The 17,260-nt window shown below is 56.4% G+C and carries 14 protein-coding genes and 1 riboswitch; of the genes, 5 read left to right on the top strand and 9 right to left on the bottom strand.

Annotated features, from left to right (window positions below; genetic code table 11):
* Positions 1–29: 29 nt before the first annotated feature.
* The 8 genes from DENOEST_RS05570 to DENOEST_RS05535 form a co-directional block, all read right to left on the bottom strand.
* Positions 30–827, bottom strand: a complete 798-nt coding sequence (locus DENOEST_RS05570) for an SDR family NAD(P)-dependent oxidoreductase (protein WP_197970531.1) — start codon at positions 825–827, stop codon at positions 30–32.
* Between the two features lie 12 nt (positions 828–839).
* Positions 840–1,658 carry an SDR family NAD(P)-dependent oxidoreductase gene (locus tag DENOEST_RS05565; RefSeq protein ID WP_197970530.1) on the bottom strand — a complete coding sequence of 273 codons (819 nt, stop codon included), beginning with the start codon at positions 1,656–1,658 and terminating at the stop codon, positions 840–842.
* Positions 1,659–1,731: 73 nt separating this feature from the next.
* On the bottom strand, positions 1,732–5,451 hold the full coding sequence (gene metH, locus DENOEST_RS05560) for a methionine synthase (protein WP_183148211.1): 3,720 nt from the start codon (positions 5,449–5,451) through the stop codon (positions 1,732–1,734).
* A gap of 14 nt (positions 5,452–5,465) precedes the next feature.
* Positions 5,466–6,737, bottom strand: coding sequence for a serine hydroxymethyltransferase (glyA, locus tag DENOEST_RS05555; RefSeq protein WP_145772116.1), 1,272 nt, complete (start codon positions 6,735–6,737; stop codon positions 5,466–5,468).
* 118 nt (positions 6,738–6,855) lie between these two features.
* Positions 6,856–8,211 carry a monomethylamine:corrinoid methyltransferase gene (locus DENOEST_RS05550; RefSeq protein ID WP_145772117.1) on the bottom strand — a complete coding sequence of 452 codons (1,356 nt, stop codon included), beginning with the start codon at positions 8,209–8,211 and terminating at the stop codon, positions 6,856–6,858.
* Positions 8,212–8,243: 32 nt separating this feature from the next.
* Positions 8,244–8,954 (bottom strand): cobalamin B12-binding domain-containing protein, encoded by a 711-nt coding sequence (locus tag DENOEST_RS05545; RefSeq protein ID WP_145772118.1) that lies wholly within the window; start codon positions 8,952–8,954, stop codon positions 8,244–8,246.
* A gap of 28 nt (positions 8,955–8,982) precedes the next feature.
* On the bottom strand, positions 8,983–9,291 hold the full coding sequence (locus DENOEST_RS05540; RefSeq protein WP_145772119.1) for a hypothetical protein: 309 nt from the start codon (positions 9,289–9,291) through the stop codon (positions 8,983–8,985).
* Positions 9,292–9,299: 8 nt separating this feature from the next.
* A complete protein-coding gene (locus tag DENOEST_RS05535) occupies positions 9,300–10,184 on the bottom strand; it encodes a TIGR03619 family F420-dependent LLM class oxidoreductase (RefSeq protein WP_145772120.1) in 885 nt (294 codons plus the stop codon).
* Positions 10,185–10,494: 310 nt separating this feature from the next.
* On the opposite strand from DENOEST_RS05535, the gene DENOEST_RS05530 reads away from it, so the two are divergent.
* The 4 genes from DENOEST_RS05530 (at position 10,495) to DENOEST_RS05515 (ending at position 14,916) form a co-directional block, all read left to right on the top strand.
* Positions 10,495–11,112 (top strand): TetR/AcrR family transcriptional regulator, encoded by a 618-nt coding sequence (locus DENOEST_RS05530; protein ID WP_145772121.1) that lies wholly within the window; start codon positions 10,495–10,497, stop codon positions 11,110–11,112.
* Positions 11,113–11,194: 82 nt separating this feature from the next.
* Entirely contained in the window at positions 11,195–12,130 is a 936-nt protein-coding gene (locus DENOEST_RS05525; protein WP_145772122.1) for a carbohydrate kinase family protein, read from the top strand.
* 78 nt (positions 12,131–12,208) lie between these two features.
* On the top strand, positions 12,209–14,206 hold the full coding sequence (locus tag DENOEST_RS05520) for an ASKHA domain-containing protein (RefSeq protein ID WP_145772123.1): 1,998 nt from the start codon (positions 12,209–12,211) through the stop codon (positions 14,204–14,206).
* Positions 14,206–14,916 carry a hypothetical protein gene (locus DENOEST_RS05515; protein ID WP_145772124.1) on the top strand — a complete coding sequence of 237 codons (711 nt, stop codon included), beginning with the start codon at positions 14,206–14,208 and terminating at the stop codon, positions 14,914–14,916. The genes DENOEST_RS05520 and DENOEST_RS05515 overlap by 1 nt, the downstream gene beginning before the upstream one ends.
* A gap of 1 nt (position 14,917) precedes the next feature.
* Here DENOEST_RS05515 and cbiB read toward each other — a convergent pair whose 3' ends face one another.
* Positions 14,918–15,853, bottom strand: a complete 936-nt coding sequence (gene cbiB, locus DENOEST_RS05510) for an adenosylcobinamide-phosphate synthase CbiB (RefSeq protein ID WP_145772125.1) — start codon at positions 15,851–15,853, stop codon at positions 14,918–14,920.
* Between the two features lie 84 nt (positions 15,854–15,937).
* A riboswitch (cobalamin riboswitch) is annotated at positions 15,938–16,141 on the top strand.
* 63 nt (positions 16,142–16,204) lie between these two features.
* Between cbiB and cobT the strand changes: the two genes are divergently transcribed.
* Positions 16,205–17,260 (top strand): nicotinate-nucleotide--dimethylbenzimidazole phosphoribosyltransferase, encoded by a 1,056-nt coding sequence (gene cobT, locus DENOEST_RS05505; protein WP_145772126.1) that lies wholly within the window; start codon positions 16,205–16,207, stop codon positions 17,258–17,260.

Raw genomic sequence — 17,260 nt, 5'->3', positions numbered from 1 at the left:
ATAGTCATATTGTCAGCACTCCATGTACATCATATATTTTTTAATGACTCCAAAGGAGCGGTAGCTACGGACAACTCACATGACTTTCCTCCGTCTGCCACAATCACCGATCCAGTGATATAGCCTGCGTCCCGGGTGGCGAGAAAGGTAATAGTTGCAGCTATCTCCTCGGCACTGCCGAGGCGCTTTAGTGGTATTTCACTTTCCATTCTGTGCAGGGATTCTGAATCTGGCACAGAAGCAAGTGTGGGTGGAGTTGCTATAGCACCAGGAATCACCACATTTACCCTGATATTCGATTGAGCCCCCTCCAATGCGGCAACTCTACTAAATCCGACAACACCAGATTTAGCTGCTGCATAGCCGCTCATACCCGGTGCACCAAGCAAGGCCACGATGGACGAGACATTTATAATAGAGCCCCCTCGCTGCCTCTTCATTAGAGGAAGCACTGCTTTCGTTCCGTAATAAACGCTGTTTAGGGAACCGTTGATGTTGGCCGCCCAAGTCTGGCTGTCGCTTTCTTCGATGGAGCCCCAAGCGACTGTCATGGCATTATTTACAAGAACATCAATTCTGCTGAACTTCTCTGCAACCCCCTCAATGGCAAGGGTAATATTTTTCTCGGAAGTAACATCTGCGACGACATAGCTTGCCTTGCCGCCTGCTGCATGTATTTCATCGACTACTTTTTTGAGGTTTGCCTCTGTTCTCGAACAAATCACAACAGTGGCACCTTCTGTTGCCATTCGATGGGCAGTTGCTCTCCCAATACCACTGGAGCCGCCTGTGATAAATGCAATCATGTTTTCCATACGTTTGCTCATGGCAATTGAACCTCAAATGAAGAAACTTCCACAATTAGCTCCTAATGTCTGACCAGTGAAAGCTGATGCTTGATTTGATGCTAAAAACATAACTGTTTCTGCGATTTCGTCGGGCTCAACCAATCTTTCAAGCACCGCACTCTGAATCATTGACTGCCGCCATTCATCTGGGATTTGTTGGATCATTGGCGTATTCGTGGCCCCAGGACATATTGCATTTACCCGGATTCCTCGAGGTCCAAGTTCCCGTGCAAGACTTTTTGTCAATCCCAGAAGTCCTGCTTTAGCAGCCACGTAGTGCAGTGGACCTTCGCCCGACTGGGCTGATGTACTGGCTATATTTACTATTGCACCAGCCGTATTCGTTTTTATCATCAGTCGAACAACTTCCCGGCAAAAATAGAATGGTCCACCAAGATCAACTTTAAGCACTTTCCAGAACCCATCGTCCGACATATCAGTAATCAGATCTGGAAAAATATCCGGTTGAATTCCTGACTTTATTTGATCAATCCGCTTGTTAAGCCGATCAAGATACTTGTCAAAACCATCGCCAGGTGCATTGGCGATTCCCGCACAATTAACTAATACATCGACCCTACCGAAGCGGTTCTCTACATTTGCGATTACCCCTTCAACAGTCACACTGTTACTAACATCGCATCCAACGGCGATTGCTCTTTCCTTAGGAATTAGCCTGACTGCTGCAAGAGCGGTCGCCTCATCTAAATCAACCGACACAACACTTGCACTTTCTGCTCCAAATCTTTGAACAATCGCACTTCCCATACCAGAGCCTGCACCCGTCACAACGATCACTTTATTTCTCATGGTCATATGCATGCCCCTTAAATAAAATATTCATAAGTGTTTTTAACGACCACATAACAATTCTCTACCCACATCAATGACACAGAGGCGCCAGCCAGCGCTCCGCCTCGGCGACGGCCATGCCGTTCCGTAGTGCCCAATCCTCCAGCTGGTCCCGGCCGATCTTGCTGACGGCAAAATAGCGGGCCTGGGGATGGGCCAGGTAGAAGCCGGCGACGGATGCCGCCGGGGTCATGGCATAGCTCTCGGTAAGGCCCATGCCCGCGTTGGCGCTTGCATCCAGCAGGTGGAAAAGCGCTCCCTTGGCGGTATGGTCCGGGCAGGCCGGATAGCCCGGGGCCGGGCGGATGCCCTGGTATTTCTCGGCGATCAATTCCTCGTTGCTGAGGGCCTCGTCGGCGCCGTAGCCCCAGTAGTCCTTTCTCACCCGCTCGTGCAGCCATTCGGCGCAGGCCTCGGCCAGACGGTCGGCCAGGGACTTGAGCATGATGGCCCGGTAGTCGTCGTGGGCCGCCGCGAACTCCGCCAGCTTCCGCTCGATGCCGATACCGGCGGTGCAGGCGAAGGCGCCGGCATAGTCGGCGGTCCCCCGCGGCGCGACGAAATCGGACAGACATTCGTTGGCCTTGCCCTCGGGCCGCTGGTGTTGCTGGCGCAGGCCGTGCCAGGTCATCAGGGGCGTCTGGCGCTGCTCGTCGCCATAGAACTCGATGTCGTCGCCGCGGCCGTTGGCGGGGAACAGGCCGAACACCGCGTTGGCCCTGATCCAGCCCTCAGCGATGATCTGGGCCAGCATCTCCTGGCCGTCGCGGAAAACGTTGCGGGCCGCTTCGCCCACGGTGGCGTCCTCCAGGATCTTGGGGTAGCTGCCCGCCAGATCCCAGGTCTGGAAGAAGGGGCCCCAGTCGATGTAGCGGGCCAGGGTCGCCAGGTCGATGTCGCGCAACACGGTCACGCCCAGATGCTTCGGTGTGACGGGCCCATAGTCCAGGCGGGGGGCGTTGGCCCGGGCCTGTTCCAGGCTCACCATCGCCACGCCCTTCTTCTGGCCGTGCTGCTGGCGCACCCGCTCGTAATCGACGGCGATCTCGGCCTTGTAGTCGGCGGCCTGGTCGAGGGAGAGCAGCTTGGTCACCACCCCCACGGCGCGGGAGGCGTCAGGCACGTAGATCACCGGGCCGCTGTAGGCGGGGGCGATCTTGACCGCGGTATGGGCCCGGCTGGTGGTGGCGCCGCCAATCAGCAGGGGAATCGCCTCCTGGCCTTGAGTGGCACCAAAGCCCAGGCGCTCCATCTCGGCGGCCACGTGGCTCATTTCCTCCAGGGAGGGAGTGATCAGGCCCGACAGGCCGATCACCTGGGCTTCCTGTTCCCGTGCGGCGGCGAGAATCTTGTCGCAGGACACCATCACCCCCAGGTCCACCACGTCGTAGCCATTGCAGCCCAGTACCACGCCGACGATGTTCTTGCCGATATCGTGCACGTCGCCCTTCACCGTGGCCATCACCACCCGGCCCTTGGAGGTGGCGCCGGTGCGGGCCTTCTCTTCCTCGATGTAGGGCACCAAATGGGCCACGGCCTGCTTCATCACACGGGCCGACTTGACCACCTGGGGCAGGAACATCTTGCCGGCGCCGAACAGGTCGCCGACCACATTCATGCCGTTCATCAGCGGGCCTTCGATCACCGCCAGGGGCGGCTTGCCCGCTGCCGCCAGGGCGGCCCGGCATTCCTCGGTGTCGGCCACCACGTAGTCGGTGATGCCCTTGACCATGGCATGCTCCAGGCGCTTTTCCACCGCCCACTGACGCCAGGCCAGGTCCTGCACCTGCTCCCTGGCCTGGCCCCCGAATTTGTCTTTTAGGGTCTGGGCGAATTCCACCAGGGCATCCCCTGCCCCCGGCTTGCGGTTCAGCACCACGTCCTCCACCTTCTCCCGCAGCGCCGGCTCCAGGTCGTCATAGACGCCCAACTGGCCGGCATTGACGATGCCCATGGTGAGCCCGGCCTGGACCGCGTGGTAGAGGAACACGGTGTGGATCGCTTCCCGCACCGGCTCGTTGCCGCGGAAGGAGAAACTGACATTGGAGACGCCGCCGCTGGTCTTGGCCAGGGGCAGATGTTCCTTGATCCAGGCCACGGACTGGATGAAATCCACCGCGTAGTTGTCGTGTTCGGGAATGCCGGTGGCGATGGCGAAGATGTTGGGGTCGAAAATGATGTCCTCGGCCGGGAAGCCGTCCGCCACCAGCAGTTCGTAGGCCCGCTGGCAGATCTGGGTCTTGCGGGCGAAGGTGTCGGCCTGGCCCTGCTCGTCGAAGGCCATGACGATCACCGCGGCGCCGTAGCGCCGCGCCAGCCGGGCCTGCTCCAGAAACTTGGCCTCGCCCTCCTTCATGGAGATGGAATTGACGATGCCCTTGCCCTGGACGCACTTCAGGCCCGCCTCGATCACCTCCCACTTGGAGGAGTCCAGCATCAGGGGCACCCGGGCGATGTCGGGTTCGCAGGCCACCCGGTTGAGGAACTGCACCATGGCGGCCTGGGAATCCAGCATGGCCTCGTCCATGTTCACATCCACCACCTGGGCGCCGTTCTCCACCTGCTGCCGGCCTACGGCCAGGGCGTCCTCGAAGCGGCCCTCCATGATCATGCGGGCGAAGGCCTTGGAGCCGGTGACGTTGGTGCGCTCCCCGACGTTGACGAACAGGGACTCGGGGCCCACGTTGAAGGGCTCCAGGCCCGACAGGCGCAGCCGGGGTTCGATGGCGGGCGGCACCCGGGGCGTGGCCGCCGCTACCTGCTGGGCAATGGCGCGGATGTGTTCCGGCGCGGTGCCGCAGCAGCCGCCGACGATATTCACCAGGCCGCTGCGGGCCCATTCGCCGATTGCCTCGGCCAGCATTTCCGGGGTCTCGTCGTAGCCGCCGAAGGCATTGGGCAGGCCGGCGTTGGGATGGGCGGAGACCAGGCAGTCGCAGATGCGGGACAGTTCCTCCACGTGCTGGCGCAGTTCCTTGGCCCCCAGGGCGCAGTTGAAGCCGAAGGAAAGAGGCCGGGCGTGGCGCAGGGAGTTCCAGAAGGCTTCCGGGGTCTGGCCCGAAAGGGTGCGGCCGGCGGCATCGGTGATGGTGCCGGAGATCATGATGGGCCAGCGCCGCCCAGCCTGGTCGAAAAAGCGTTCCAGGGCAAACAGGGCGGCCTTGGCGTTGAGGGTGTCGAACACCGTCTCCACCAGCAGGATGTCGGCGCCCCCGTCGGTGAGGCCCCGGGCCGCCTCCACGTAGTTGTCCACCAGCTCGTCGAAGGTAACGCTGCGGAAGCTGGTGTCGTTCACGTCCGGCGACAGGGAGGCGGTGCGCCCGGTGGGGCCGATCACCCCGGCCACGAAGCGAGGCTTGTCCGCCGTCGAGTGCTTGTCCGCCGCCTGCCGCGCCAGCCGCGCCCCGGCCACATTCAGTTCGTAGGCCAGGGACTCCAGGCCGTACTCCCCCTGGGAAATGCGGGTGGCGTTGAAGGTGTTGGTCTCCAGTATGTCGGCGCCGGCCTCCAGGTAGGCCTCGTGGATGCCGGCGATCACTTCCGGCCGGGTCAGCAGCAGCAGGTCGTTGTTGCCCTTCAGGTCCTTGTCGTGATCCCGGAAGCGGGCCCCTCGGTAGTCCGCCTCGGAGAGGCCGTGGCGCTGGATCATGGTGCCCATGGCGCCATCCAGGATCAGCAGGCGGCGGGCCGCCAGGGCGCGCAGCTCGGCGCTGCGGTCGGGCTGGGGGGGCGAGGTAGAAGGATCTGACATTCGACTCAGCATTATTAAATATCAGATGCCATGACCCTATACACTGGATGCCGCCTGCAAAGATCCAGTACATTTTGTCTGACGGCCACAATTGTTGCGCCATCCGCCGGCCGATCCAGGACATCGCAAATCCACTCCGAGAGGTCTTCCGATTCTCGGACACCAAATCCCCTCGTCGTCATCGCAGGTGTACCAATACGTATGCCGCTAGTCACAAAGGGACTACGTGGATCATTCGGCACAGCATTCTTATTTACGGTGATAAACGCACGGCCAAGGGCCGCCTCGGCATCCTTACCGGTAATGTCCCTGCCGGTCAGATCCACCAGGAACATATGGTTGTCCGTACCGCCGGAAACGATTCGATAGCCGCGGCTTTCCATCGTGCGCGCCATAGCCCGCGCGTTATCAATCACCTGACGCTGATAGACGACAAAGTCCGGGGCCAAAGCCTCCTTTAGAGCAACCGCCTTGGCCGCAATCACATGCATCAAGGGCCCCCCCTGAATGCCGGGGAAGATAGCCGAATCCAGTTTCTTTTCTAGTTCTGAATTGGCCCGAGCAAGAATCATCCCCCCCCTGGGGCCACGCAGGGTTTTATGGGTTGTCGTGGTCACCACATCGGCGACGGGTACGGGATTCGGATACAGACCTGTGGCCACCAAACCGGCGACATGGGCCATGTCCACCATCAGCCATGCGCCAACCTCGTCAGCGACATCTCGGAACTTCTGCCAGTCAACGACTCTTGAATAGGCCGAGAAGCCGGCAACGATCAATTTAGGGCGGTGCTCCAGCGCAAGCTTCCGCATGATCGCGTAGTCGAGCATGCCCGACGCGGGGTCAAGCCCATACTGAATGGCGTTATATGTTCGTCCGGAAAAATTGGGTTTCGCCCCATGGGTCAAGTGGCCCCCATGAGCTAAGCTCATTCCCAGGATTGTATCCCCTGGGTTGAGCAGAGCCAGATAAACTGCGGCGTTAGCTTGGGAACCTGCATGGGGCTGTACATTGGCATAGTCGGCCCCAAACAGGGCGCGGGCGCGATCGATGGCAAGTCGCTCGGCGACGTCCACATGCTCACAACCACCGTAGTACCGCCGTCCCGGATAACCTTCAGCATATTTGTTGGTCAATACACTACCCTGGGCCTCGAGTACCCGCGGGCTGCAGTAATTCTCCGAGGCAATCAGCTCCAAATGATCCTCTTGGCGCTGTTGTTCGGATAACACCGCTTCCCAGAGGGCCTCGTCGAATCCGGCGATAGTTTCACTGCTGTTGAACATGTTCTGTTCCCGAGAATATGAGTACCTTGCGGGCCCCTAAGGGCCACCGCACAGGCCAGGCCACTCCGACAAATCCACCAAGAAATGAGAATGGACCGGCCCGTGCTCGGTGGTCGGATTAACGGTAAGGCATGCCCAGCTTGTGCAGCTCGTCACGCATGCGCAGACAGCCAGTCTCATAATCCTGCTTGGGTTTTACCGTATCAAGATCGTAGACTTCCGGGAATGGACGCTGCTTGCGCGTTTCAGGTAACTTCGCCGCCTCTTCTTCGACCCGGGCCAGAATACGCAGCCCAAGTTCGTTGGCCTTATCGGCTGGATAGCCCGCAAGGACATCCATCATTTCTCCAATCAACCTGGCTTCGAGACCAGTGTGACCTGAGATCCATGCGTATGAGAGACCGCTAGCCACATAAACTACAGCCTGCCCGGCAGCCTGCAGCAACGCAAGCGGCGTGCGCCAGGCAGGCTCAGTTCCCGAAAGAGTGGTGCCGATAGCCAAGCCCATGTTTTGCTCCGAGGCACGAGACGCAGCTCCAACGGCCCAATTGCTCTCACGTGTTGCATAAGCACCACTCAGATGGCTAGCAAAGATACTCATGGTCGAACCCTTGCCGTAACTCATCTGGCCAACTGCATTAGCAATCATGGTGACCGCTACCTCGGCGCCGTCACGGCACAGACCGCCAATGCAAGACATCGAACTTTGCCAGGGTTCGATACCGTTGATTTCGCAGTACTGTGCAAGCAACAGTGGATTCCAACCGAGTTTCTGCTCCGGCATGATATGGATGCCGATTTGCGTATTTCGGGCATCTCTGTAGCCAGCCGACATCACTGACATGGTTCCACCTGCTGTGCTTGCGGTGCAGAGCAGGCCAAGATTCATATCTAGCCGCCCCGCACGCTTAAGCGCCTCGCGTAATGCTTCTTGCTCCCATAGTGAAATAGCAACCTCTGACAGAGTGCCAGCCTTAGGATCAATTTCGCCTAAACGTGGGATGCCGGGACAGATCCCAATACCTTTAACATGAGACTCTTGCGCGAACGATTGCACGTAGGGAATAAACCATTCCGGATCAGCAACGCCGGAGGGGCCGCCGTAATTAGTCGGTGCCCAGGTATCGCTACCCTTGCGATAACGCAAGGACATTTTGTCCGTGCCTTTACCCAACGTAACGCAGGCTGGATTAGCCTTCGACTCAGCGGCAATCTGGACTAGCTCCTCCCGGTTGTATTGCACAACGCGGCCAGTTTGCTGATGATGCAGACCAACAGAAGACAGCAAGTCCAACCCAGCTTCAAAAATAGCATCAGCAGTTCGGTCATCAACTATAAGCTGGTTTGGGGTGTATTTGATATCGTATTCGGCCACCAACTCGCGTACCTTGAAGGCAAGTTCGAGATCGAAGTCGTCGACTGCGGTAACGGGACCTGCATTACAACGGCGTTGGAAATCAATGGTTGGAATCATTTTGATCGTACCTTGTCAGTTGATTGATGCGCTCAGGTGCCAAAGCGGCGAGAGTTGTACCACCAGTTATGGTCGTAGGTCTGGGCCTTTTGGGATTCGTCTCCCACATCCTTGCCCATCAGCCGTTTGCACAAAGGTACGGCTGCAATGGCATTCAATGCCCATCCATCAGCATCCATGGCGTCGGCCTTATCAGGTGTGCATTCGGTTCCCCCGATGATCAGCTTGAATCGGTCGCGCACTCCCATGTCCTTCATATAGCCGAGAACCTCAGGGCAGTACGGAATCGTTGTAACCAAGAATGCTGACAGGCCGATGATGTCGGCGTTGAACTCGATTGCTTTCTCAATGAAGTAACGGCTGTCAAGGTCAATTCCCAATTTATGCACTTCAAATCCAGCGAGTTCAAGTTGGGTGGTGACCAAACCATAGCCAATCGTGTGCAGGTCGCCTTTGACGGCACCGATCACCACAGTTCCCATCTTTCCTTCGGCATTTGGTGGCAAATGAGGGGTAATCATGTCGATGCAGGGTTCGCCGACCTTGCCAGCCATCACCAACTCAGCCAGGAAGTATTCGCCAATGCCGAATTTTCGTCCAACCTCTTGCAAGCCCGCGATCACACCTTCTTTTAGCATGCTCGTGGGGTCAAGGCCTTCTGCCAAGCCCTGCTCTACCAGAGTCATGGCTTCTTTTTTTTTCAGCTTCCAGACGGCTTCTTTGATTGCTTGAATACTGCTCATGTCGTACTCCTCCTATCTGATTTTCGATTTATTCCTGTAGGAACTTCGATCCATCGCGTAATGCCATTTCAGCTCTACCCAGCTCATAGGCCAGATATGCCAGGTGGTCACGATTAATACTCCACTTGACCAACATCTTGCGAATTCCTACTGAATCACCCGTGAAAGCAACACGAGGCAAGTCGTCTACCATCACGGTGGCTCTTACCTTTTTGTGCTTGGGCATGGCCTCAATGACAAAGCAGTAGCCTGAATCGTCTTCCTCCCAGCTTTCGTCCTGGTCGATTTCCTCAAAGCTAAGATCGGGATACTTTTCCTTTATTTCTTTCAGATTCATGTCGACCTCTATTGAAATTTCGCCATCACCGTTTCGGCATACTTTTCAAGGTATGCGCGCTTTTCGTCGAGAGAGGTTGGCCTACCGTAGGTGAACAGCCAAGGAAAACTGACGATTCCTGTAGCGCCTGCATCCTCGAGCTGCTTGATTCCATCTGTCGTGAGTTCCTCGCCCCAAACAGCGATAATCGAGTCAAAGGGACGGTTCTGCATACCGTAATCGGCGCGCATTTTGTTAATTGCTTTCATTTTTTCAATACCACCATTGACCGTGACTGGTGGACTGATCCAGCCATCCCCAAGGCGCGCTGCGCGGCGTAGCGCCGGTCCACTTGCCCCGCCGATCAGAATGGGCACCGGCGTTGCAGGTTTCGGTTCAAGAACGATGCGGGGAAAGTCGAAGAACTCCCCATGATGTTCTGCATATTCGCCCTTGCCGCCGCTTTGCAGCTTGCGGATGACCTCAATACACTCGTCGTATCTCTTGCCCCGTGTGGCCCAATCGACCCCGAGCATGTCGAACTCCTCCTTCATCCACCCAGCGCCGGCACCGATCATTAGTCTTCCGCCGGAATAGAAGGAAACGCTGCCTGTGGCCTTGGCGACTTCGATAGGATGCCGAAGAGGCAGGATAAATACGTTTGTGCAAAAGTAGAGCTTGCTGGTAACGGCCGCCAGCGCAGCAGCAAGGGACCAGGAATCCGGCCAGTGTGTTTCAGCGGAGAATGTGGGCGGCTTTCCGTCCTCAGAATATAGGTAAGTCGAATCCTGTTTCTCGGGATGCAACAGATGGTCAGAAATCAGAACGCCGTGCATACCTACACTTTCGCTTAATCTCACGACATCGAACATCTGATCACTTTCCACCTGAAAAATAGACTGCCAAAACTTCATACAAATCCCTTTCGTTTCGCTATTATTGAATTCATATCGCTACTGTCCGTATCGTTTCGTAATGAAATTACATTTATCAATTGTTGTCAATACCGGCCTGGCTTTGTCTTGATTTATATACTTGTGTGTAGTAACCAATAAAGGTACTACAGGATTGCTATTGACTACCCTTGATTTGTGAAGTTAGCCTTCGCTACGCTTAGTTTCGTTTAATACCTAGCATTATCTACATCTGGTTCTCGAACTATTTTTTCCAGAGCGAGGTATCAATGAATGATGCGAGACTCAACCTGGTCAGATTTATAACGCTGTGAAAAAAAATGTAAGTCTCAATGGACGGCCAAGGAGCATCGAGGTCAATAGTGCCATTCTTGATGCAACGTTATCTTTGCTCGCCGAAACAGGCTACGATCGTCTGACCATTTCTGCTGTGGCGGAAAGGGCTCGGGTAGGCAAGGCTACGATCTATAGACGCTGGAACTCGAAACATTCACTGGTTGCAGATGCGTTTCAGCAACTTCCGCCATTGGTCAGTACTGATATGGGAAGCCTGGAGCTGGACTTGGAACAGCTATTGGAATCACTCGTCCAGGTGATGGAAAAGTCGCCGCTTGCACTAGTACTGGCAGCGCTCGGCAAGGAGCAAATTTGTGACAAGTCACTGGCCACCAAGCTTGATCCAATTTTCAACGAGCGTCGCCGTCCGCTCATAGAAGTTCTGAGACGTGCGACATTACGTCGTGAATTACCGGACGACATTGACATTGGCTTTGCTGCTGACATTGTCATTGGACCAATTATTAATAGGCTATTTTTTACCGGCATTTCCGTATCACAAGAGGATAGAAAGAAATTCATCCGGGGCGCCTTATACGGCATCCATGCGTTGAACAAGCCCTCAGCACCAGACACGAAAATATTCGTCTGAGGCAACCTACACACCAGGTCTGATGGCTCGGTGATTTATCAAGCCCCCCCTCTGGACTAAAGAGGAGTTAATGGAGTTTTTTATGAAAGCAATCATCTGCGGCTCACTTGCTTACGACAACATCATGTCGTTTCACGATCGATTCAGGAACCACATCCTGCCGGACAAGATACATATGTTGAATGTCTCATTCATGGTCCCAGCAATGCGCAGGGAATTCGGTGGATGCGCTGGAAATATTTCATACAACTTGGCGCTACTCGACGATATCCCTCTACCGGTAGGCACTGTCGGCAAGGACTTCGCCCCCTACCGCGAGTGGCTAACAAGTTTCGATATCGACAACAGGCATGTCATAACACTGGATGACTGCTTCACAGCCCAGGCATTCATCACAACCGACATAGACGACAATCAGATAACCGCGTTCCATCCAGGCGCCATGAGCCATGCGCATCGCAATAACCTTACGCAAATCGAGCTAGGGAAAATTGGTATCGTATCGCCTGATGGCAAGGAAGGGATGGTTGAGCATGCCCGTCAGTTCGCCGAACTTGGCACCCCTTTCATTTTCGATCCAGGACAGGGTATGCCCATGTTCAATGGCGAGGAGTTACGTGCGCTGATTGCCCAGTCCAATTGGGTCACTGTGAATGACTACGAATGGCAATTAATGCAAAACCGCACCGGCTGGACAGAGGCGGATGTGCTGCGCAATGCCGATGCACTGATTGTGACTCTCGGCAGCCTAGGTTCGGTGATCCATACGTTTAACAGAACCTACGAAATCCCACCTGCAAAGGTGTCTGGTATTAGCGATCCAACGGGATGCGGCGATGCCTATCGGGCCGGGCTGCTTCACGGTTTGCTCCATGGCATGGACTGGGAGATCACCGGTCGCATCGCCGGACTGATGGGGGCCATCAAGATCGAAAGCCCTGGTACCCAGAACCATCGCTTCACGGCTCAGGAGTTCAAAGCCCGCTTCAGGGAGACCTATCGGATTTCCATCGACTGACGCACGGCAACACGACAACCATTACCCCCAGGGAACGGCCCCACCGAGAGGGTCGTCCCTTCTACCCCAGGAGAAATCATGTCCAGTCCTAATCCCCAGGTAAATCAGGATAAGAAATCCCACCGCGTCTGCTTCATGCCCATGGGCACCATGGCCGAAGTGGCCGCCGGCACAACCCTGAGAGATGCCGCCAAGGATCTTGGCGTAGCGATCGAGGCCGTATGCAACGGCCGGGGTTCCTGCCACAAGTGCCGAGTTCGCGTCCTTGAAGGCCACTTCGAGGATCACGATATCCGTTCCCACGGCGACAATCTTTCCAGCCATCGTCAGACGGAAAGCCACCTGATTGAGAAAGGCAGAATGCGAGCCGACGAGCGCCTTTCCTGTCAGGCCCGAGTGCTTGGCGAACTGATGGTGTACATCCCGGACGAGTCCCGTCGTACCCATGCCGTGGTGAGGAAATCCCTGGGTCAACGGGAGATAAATGTGGATCCGATGGTGCGCAACTACCGGGTCGAACTGCCCCCCGCAACCCTGGCATCCCGGCTTGGCGACTGGGAGCGGCTGGCCGATATTTTGGAGGAACAGCAGGGCCTGGCCGCCATGAACATCGACCTCCATGCCCTGCGCACGTTGCCCCAGGCCCAACGTACCAACGGCGGTGTGCTAACCGTCACGGTCTGGAACGATTGCGAGGTGATCCGCATCGTCGGCGGCGAGCGCTTGGCCACCTATGGCATGGCGGTCGATCTGGGCACTACCACCATCGCCGCATATCTGTGCAGCCTGGAAACAGGCGAAGCCTTAGCCAGCGCTTCCGCCCTCAATCCCCAGGTGGGTCATGGCGATGACATCATGAACCGCATCGCCAGTTGCAATGGCTCCCTGAAACTGGCGGCCATGCAGAAAATGGTGGCCGATACCCTGAGCCAGCTGGCACGGCAATTGGCTATGCAGGTATCAATCACTACCGATGACATCAGTGAGATTGTACTTGTTGCCAACACGGTGATGCACCACATCTTTCTAGGCATCGACCCCCATGCCCTTGGTGTGGTGCCATTCGCACCCACCGTCTGTCGCTCCGTGGACATCAAGGCTCGGGACCTGGGTATTTCCATCCTGCCCTCGGCAAATATCCATCTGATGCCGGTGGAAGCCGGTTTCGTCGGCAGCGACAATGTGGCCGTGGCCCTGGCCGAGGGACCCCATACCGGGGAGGCCCTACAACTGATCATTGACATAGGCACCAACGGCGAGTTGATCTTAGGAAACCAGGATCGCATGCTCTCGGCTTCCTGCCCCACAGGGCCGGCACTGGAAGGTGCCAACTTATCATTCGGTATGCGCGCCACACCAGGGGCTATCGAACGCGTGCGTATCGACCCCACCACGAGGGAGCTGCGTTTTCGCGTTATCGGCAACCCCTACTGGAGCAACAAGATCGCGGCCAATGAAATCGGCGCCCTGGGTATCTGCGGTTCTGCCGTGATCGACATTGTTGCCGAACTCCTCAACGCCGAGCTAATCGACCACAGTGGTCGTTTTGTCGAGGAAATAGGCAGCGAGCGCTTACGTCGAGATACTGACGGTAGACTGGAATTCGTCATCGCCTGGGCGACCCAGACTGGCATAGGCCGCGATATCTGCTTCACCCAAGCCGACATCCGAGCTGTGCAGTTGGCAAAAGGCGCTCTCTACGCTGGAGCTCAAGTTTTACTTCGTAAATTCGGCCGACAGCAGCCAGATAAAGTGCTTATCGCAGGCGCTTTCGGTAGTGTCATTGACTTGGGCCGCGCTTTGGCAATCGGCATGTTTCCGGACTCAGGCCTGGAAAACATCTTGTCCGTGGGTAATGCCGCAGGCGACGGCGCCCGCATCGCCCTGCTCGACGCCCGCCGCCGCACCGAGGCTGACCAGATCGCCCGGTTGGTTGAATATATTGAGCTCACCGCTGATCCCTATTTCAACCAGGACTTCGTGGACGCCACTTTACTGCCCCATGCCGAAGACGACTTTCCATCCTTGAAGGGTAGCCTGGCAGGGCAGCGGCCAAAGCCGGCGGAGTATGCATAATGATCAATCGCCTGGCAGACCGAAAGCTCATAGTGGACAGGAACGAACTTCATCATTTGATGGGCTATCCCCATGGTCAGCCGATAAGTCCTCCGATTCAGGAGGTCATCAACGAGCAGCTAGCCCAATTAGACGGGCTAGCACAGCCTTGGGGAACTTGGTTGGAAATCCCCATCGAATGTATTGATGGGGAGCAGATTCGACTCACGGATCAAGGCTGTCTACGTAGCCGACGATTGAGCAAGATATTGCGCAAATCCAGTGCTATCCGTCTCATTCTAGCTACCCTAGGGCCCCGCGTCAGCGAAAAGGTCCGGCAGTACACAGACGATGGTGACATGCTGGAGGCCCTGGCTTTAGACAGCGCGGCCACGGCTGCGATCAGCTCTTTGATGGAGGGATTACAGGCTGATTCCTGCAAGGATGCCAGCAGCAGGGGATTGGGCAGCACGCTCCGCTATGGCCCCGGCTATACTGAATGGGAGCTTAGCGACATCGAGGTGCTTTTCAATTATCTGCCCAAGGGACAGGTGCCTGTAAGGCTCAATGATCAACACATGATGATCCCCGAGAAAAGCCTGCTCGCAATCGTTGGGCTGGTGCCTGGTGGCCGCTCCGAATCTCCTAAGGTTGATCCCTGCCGGATTTGTGATCTTAAGAACTGCGTCTTGCGCAAGCAACCCTATGGCGAATCCCGGAAGTTGGACTGAGTCATATCAGCTGACTCGCGAACCAGGCCATGATCCCCATAGTTAGCCAAACAGTGAGGCCCTTACGGACCAATCCCAGCCCTCGATGTAGATCCCTGGCAATAGGACTCCTGCCAGCTCCTAAAAGCGGCCGTTGCTCACCAACGCCCTGATAGCTTGCAGTGCCACCGAGAATAAGCCCCAGACTTCCGGCACCTGACGCCATTACCGGCCCTGCATTAGGGCTATCCCAACTGTGTGCCTGATGCCGCCAGCAGCTGATCGCCTGTGTGGTATTTCCCAGCAGGGCATAAGTCAAGGCCGTCAGCCGTGCGGGCAGCCAGTTTAGCGCATCGTCCAGTCGGGCTGCCGCCCAGCCGAAGTTGCGGTAGCGCGGACTCTTGTAGCCCCACATGGCATCTAGGGTGTTGGCCAGGCGAAACAGCACCGCCCCCGGCCCGCCTAGCAGGGCAAACCAGAACAGGGCACCGAATACGGCGTCATTTCCGTTCTCCAGCGTGGTTTCCAGTGCGGCCCGCGTTACTCCCTCAGCATCCAGCACTGCCGTATCCCGAGAAACGATCCGCCCCAGCGAGACACGTGCGGTGGTAAGGTCGCCCACCTCCAGCGGATGAATCACGGCGAGCACATGCTGTTCTAGGCTGCGGGCGCCCAGACTGAAATACAAGCACAGGCATGATGCCAGCCAACCCAGCCCCCACGGTAGACGGCACAAGGCTAGGGCTAGCAGGCTCAGGGGGACCACGGCGAGCAACCAAGCCGACAGGCCGAGAATCTGTCCATGGCGCGGGATGGCGTTTTCCACCCGCCAGCGCGCCTCGATCGCGCCTGCCAAGCGGCCAAACCCCACCAGGGGATGCCATTGTCGGGGTTCCCCCAGCCATCGATCCAACATCACTGCTCCGAGGGCAGCCAGCAGCAACAATCCGCTATTCATAGATTTCTCCAGCATCGGAGCAGATTGTATGCGCACTCATAATAGAAACGTATCGAGACACTCGTGGAACTTTGACATACCACATTTGTGGAATTGATAATCAGCGTGGTAACACACCTCGCTAGCTAAGGGAACACGGTGCGAAACCGTGGCGGGCCCGCCGCTGTGACCGGGGACGCTGCCTGCATGGTCCATTACCAACCACTGTGGCGATAATCATCCACGGGAAGGTGCGGGCAAGGCGAATAATCCGGGAGTCAGAAGACCTGCCGGCGAGTGATCCAATCAACGTCCTACTGGGCCATGGCTGGAAATCGTACCCATGTCTTGGACTGTCAACTGGAGAATCGGATGCATTCATTTAGAAAAATTGGCGCCGACTTGCGCCCGCTTCAGACTACCCTTGATGAAGCCTTGCAACGCAAGATTGATCTAAAAACCAAGCCAAAGGGAGCCTTGGGACGGCTAGAAGAACTGGCCCTACAACTCGGTCGCATCCAGAATACGCTATCACCAGAAATTGTTGCCCCTCATCTGTTGGTTTTCGCAGGCGATCATGGTGCTGCTCACGAAGGCATATCTGCCTATCCTCAAGAAGTCACTTGGCAAATGGTGGAAAACTTCCTGGCAGGTGGCGCTGCAATTAATGTATTCGCTCGCCAGTTGGGCTGGTCTTTGCAAGTGGTGGATGCAGGCGTCGCTCATGTTTTTGGAAAACGAACAGGCCTTATAGATGCCAAGATTGCTCCTGGAACTGCCAGTTACCTGGAAGGACCTGCCATGACCGACGCCCAATGCCATGCGGCGATCGAAATAGGAAGTGAGCTTGTTCGACAGTTGATCCAAAACGGATGCAATGTATTAGCTTGTGGAGAAATGGGAATTGGCAATACCGCTTCAGCTTCATTAATCACTCATTACCTAGCCCCTGCCCCATTGAATTCCTGTATCGGCCCCGGGACCGGACTCGACGATGTCGGCCTTATACGCAAGCAGGAATTACTCTCTGTAGCCGCATCCCGCTATCGTGGAAATTCCGATCCCTTGGCGATCCTAACCCACTTTGGCGGCTTCGAAATCGCAATGATGACAGGTGCCCTACTCGCCGCTGGCGAAGCCGGTGTGTTGATCATTGTAGACGGATTCATCGTCACTGCCTCCCTGCTTATAGCTGCCAGGCTTCAACCTCACCTGCTGGATTATTGTGTTTTTGCCCATGGATCAGAAGAACCCGGGCATAAGATTCAGATGGATGCCATAGGTAAAAGACCATTACTGAATCTTGGCATGCGTTTAGGCGAGGGGACTGGCGCAGCATTGGCATTACCACTCATTCAAGCAGCAGCAAATTTCCTGGTGCAGATGGCCAGCTTCGAGTCTGCCGGTGTCTCCGAAACAACTATCTGA

Origin of the sequence: Denitratisoma oestradiolicum (assembly GCF_902813185.1) — a bacterium.
Classification (GTDB): Bacteria; Pseudomonadota; Gammaproteobacteria; order Burkholderiales; family Rhodocyclaceae; genus Denitratisoma; species Denitratisoma oestradiolicum.
This window is presented reverse-complemented; position numbering and strand designations above follow the sequence as displayed.

Bases quoted from the DNA above. Each gene is read 5' to 3' on its own strand.
- DENOEST_RS05570 (WP_197970531.1), bottom strand. From the start codon at position 827: ATGAGCAAACGTATGGAAAACATGATTGCATTTATCACAGGCGGCTCC.
- DENOEST_RS05565 (WP_197970530.1), bottom strand. From the start codon at position 1,658: ATGAGAAATAAAGTGATCGTTGTGACGGGTGCAGGCTCTGGTATGGGA.
- metH (WP_183148211.1), bottom strand. From the start codon at position 5,451: ATGTCAGATCCTTCTACCTCGCCCCCCCAGCCCGACCGCAGCGCCGAG.
- glyA (WP_145772116.1), bottom strand. From the start codon at position 6,737: ATGTTCAACAGCAGTGAAACTATCGCCGGATTCGACGAGGCCCTCTGG.
- DENOEST_RS05550 (WP_145772117.1), bottom strand. From the start codon at position 8,211: ATGATTCCAACCATTGATTTCCAACGCCGTTGTAATGCAGGTCCCGTT.
- DENOEST_RS05545 (WP_145772118.1), bottom strand. From the start codon at position 8,954: ATGAGCAGTATTCAAGCAATCAAAGAAGCCGTCTGGAAGCTGAAAAAA.
- DENOEST_RS05540 (WP_145772119.1), bottom strand. From the start codon at position 9,291: ATGAATCTGAAAGAAATAAAGGAAAAGTATCCCGATCTTAGCTTTGAG.
- DENOEST_RS05535 (WP_145772120.1), bottom strand. From the start codon at position 10,184: ATGAAGTTTTGGCAGTCTATTTTTCAGGTGGAAAGTGATCAGATGTTC.
- DENOEST_RS05525 (WP_145772122.1), top strand. From the start codon at position 11,195: ATGAAAGCAATCATCTGCGGCTCACTTGCTTACGACAACATCATGTCG.
- DENOEST_RS05520 (WP_145772123.1), top strand. From the start codon at position 12,209: ATGTCCAGTCCTAATCCCCAGGTAAATCAGGATAAGAAATCCCACCGC.
- DENOEST_RS05515 (WP_145772124.1), top strand. From the start codon at position 14,206: ATGATCAATCGCCTGGCAGACCGAAAGCTCATAGTGGACAGGAACGAA.
- cbiB (WP_145772125.1), bottom strand. From the start codon at position 15,853: ATGAATAGCGGATTGTTGCTGCTGGCTGCCCTCGGAGCAGTGATGTTG.
- cobT (WP_145772126.1), top strand. From the start codon at position 16,205: ATGCATTCATTTAGAAAAATTGGCGCCGACTTGCGCCCGCTTCAGACT.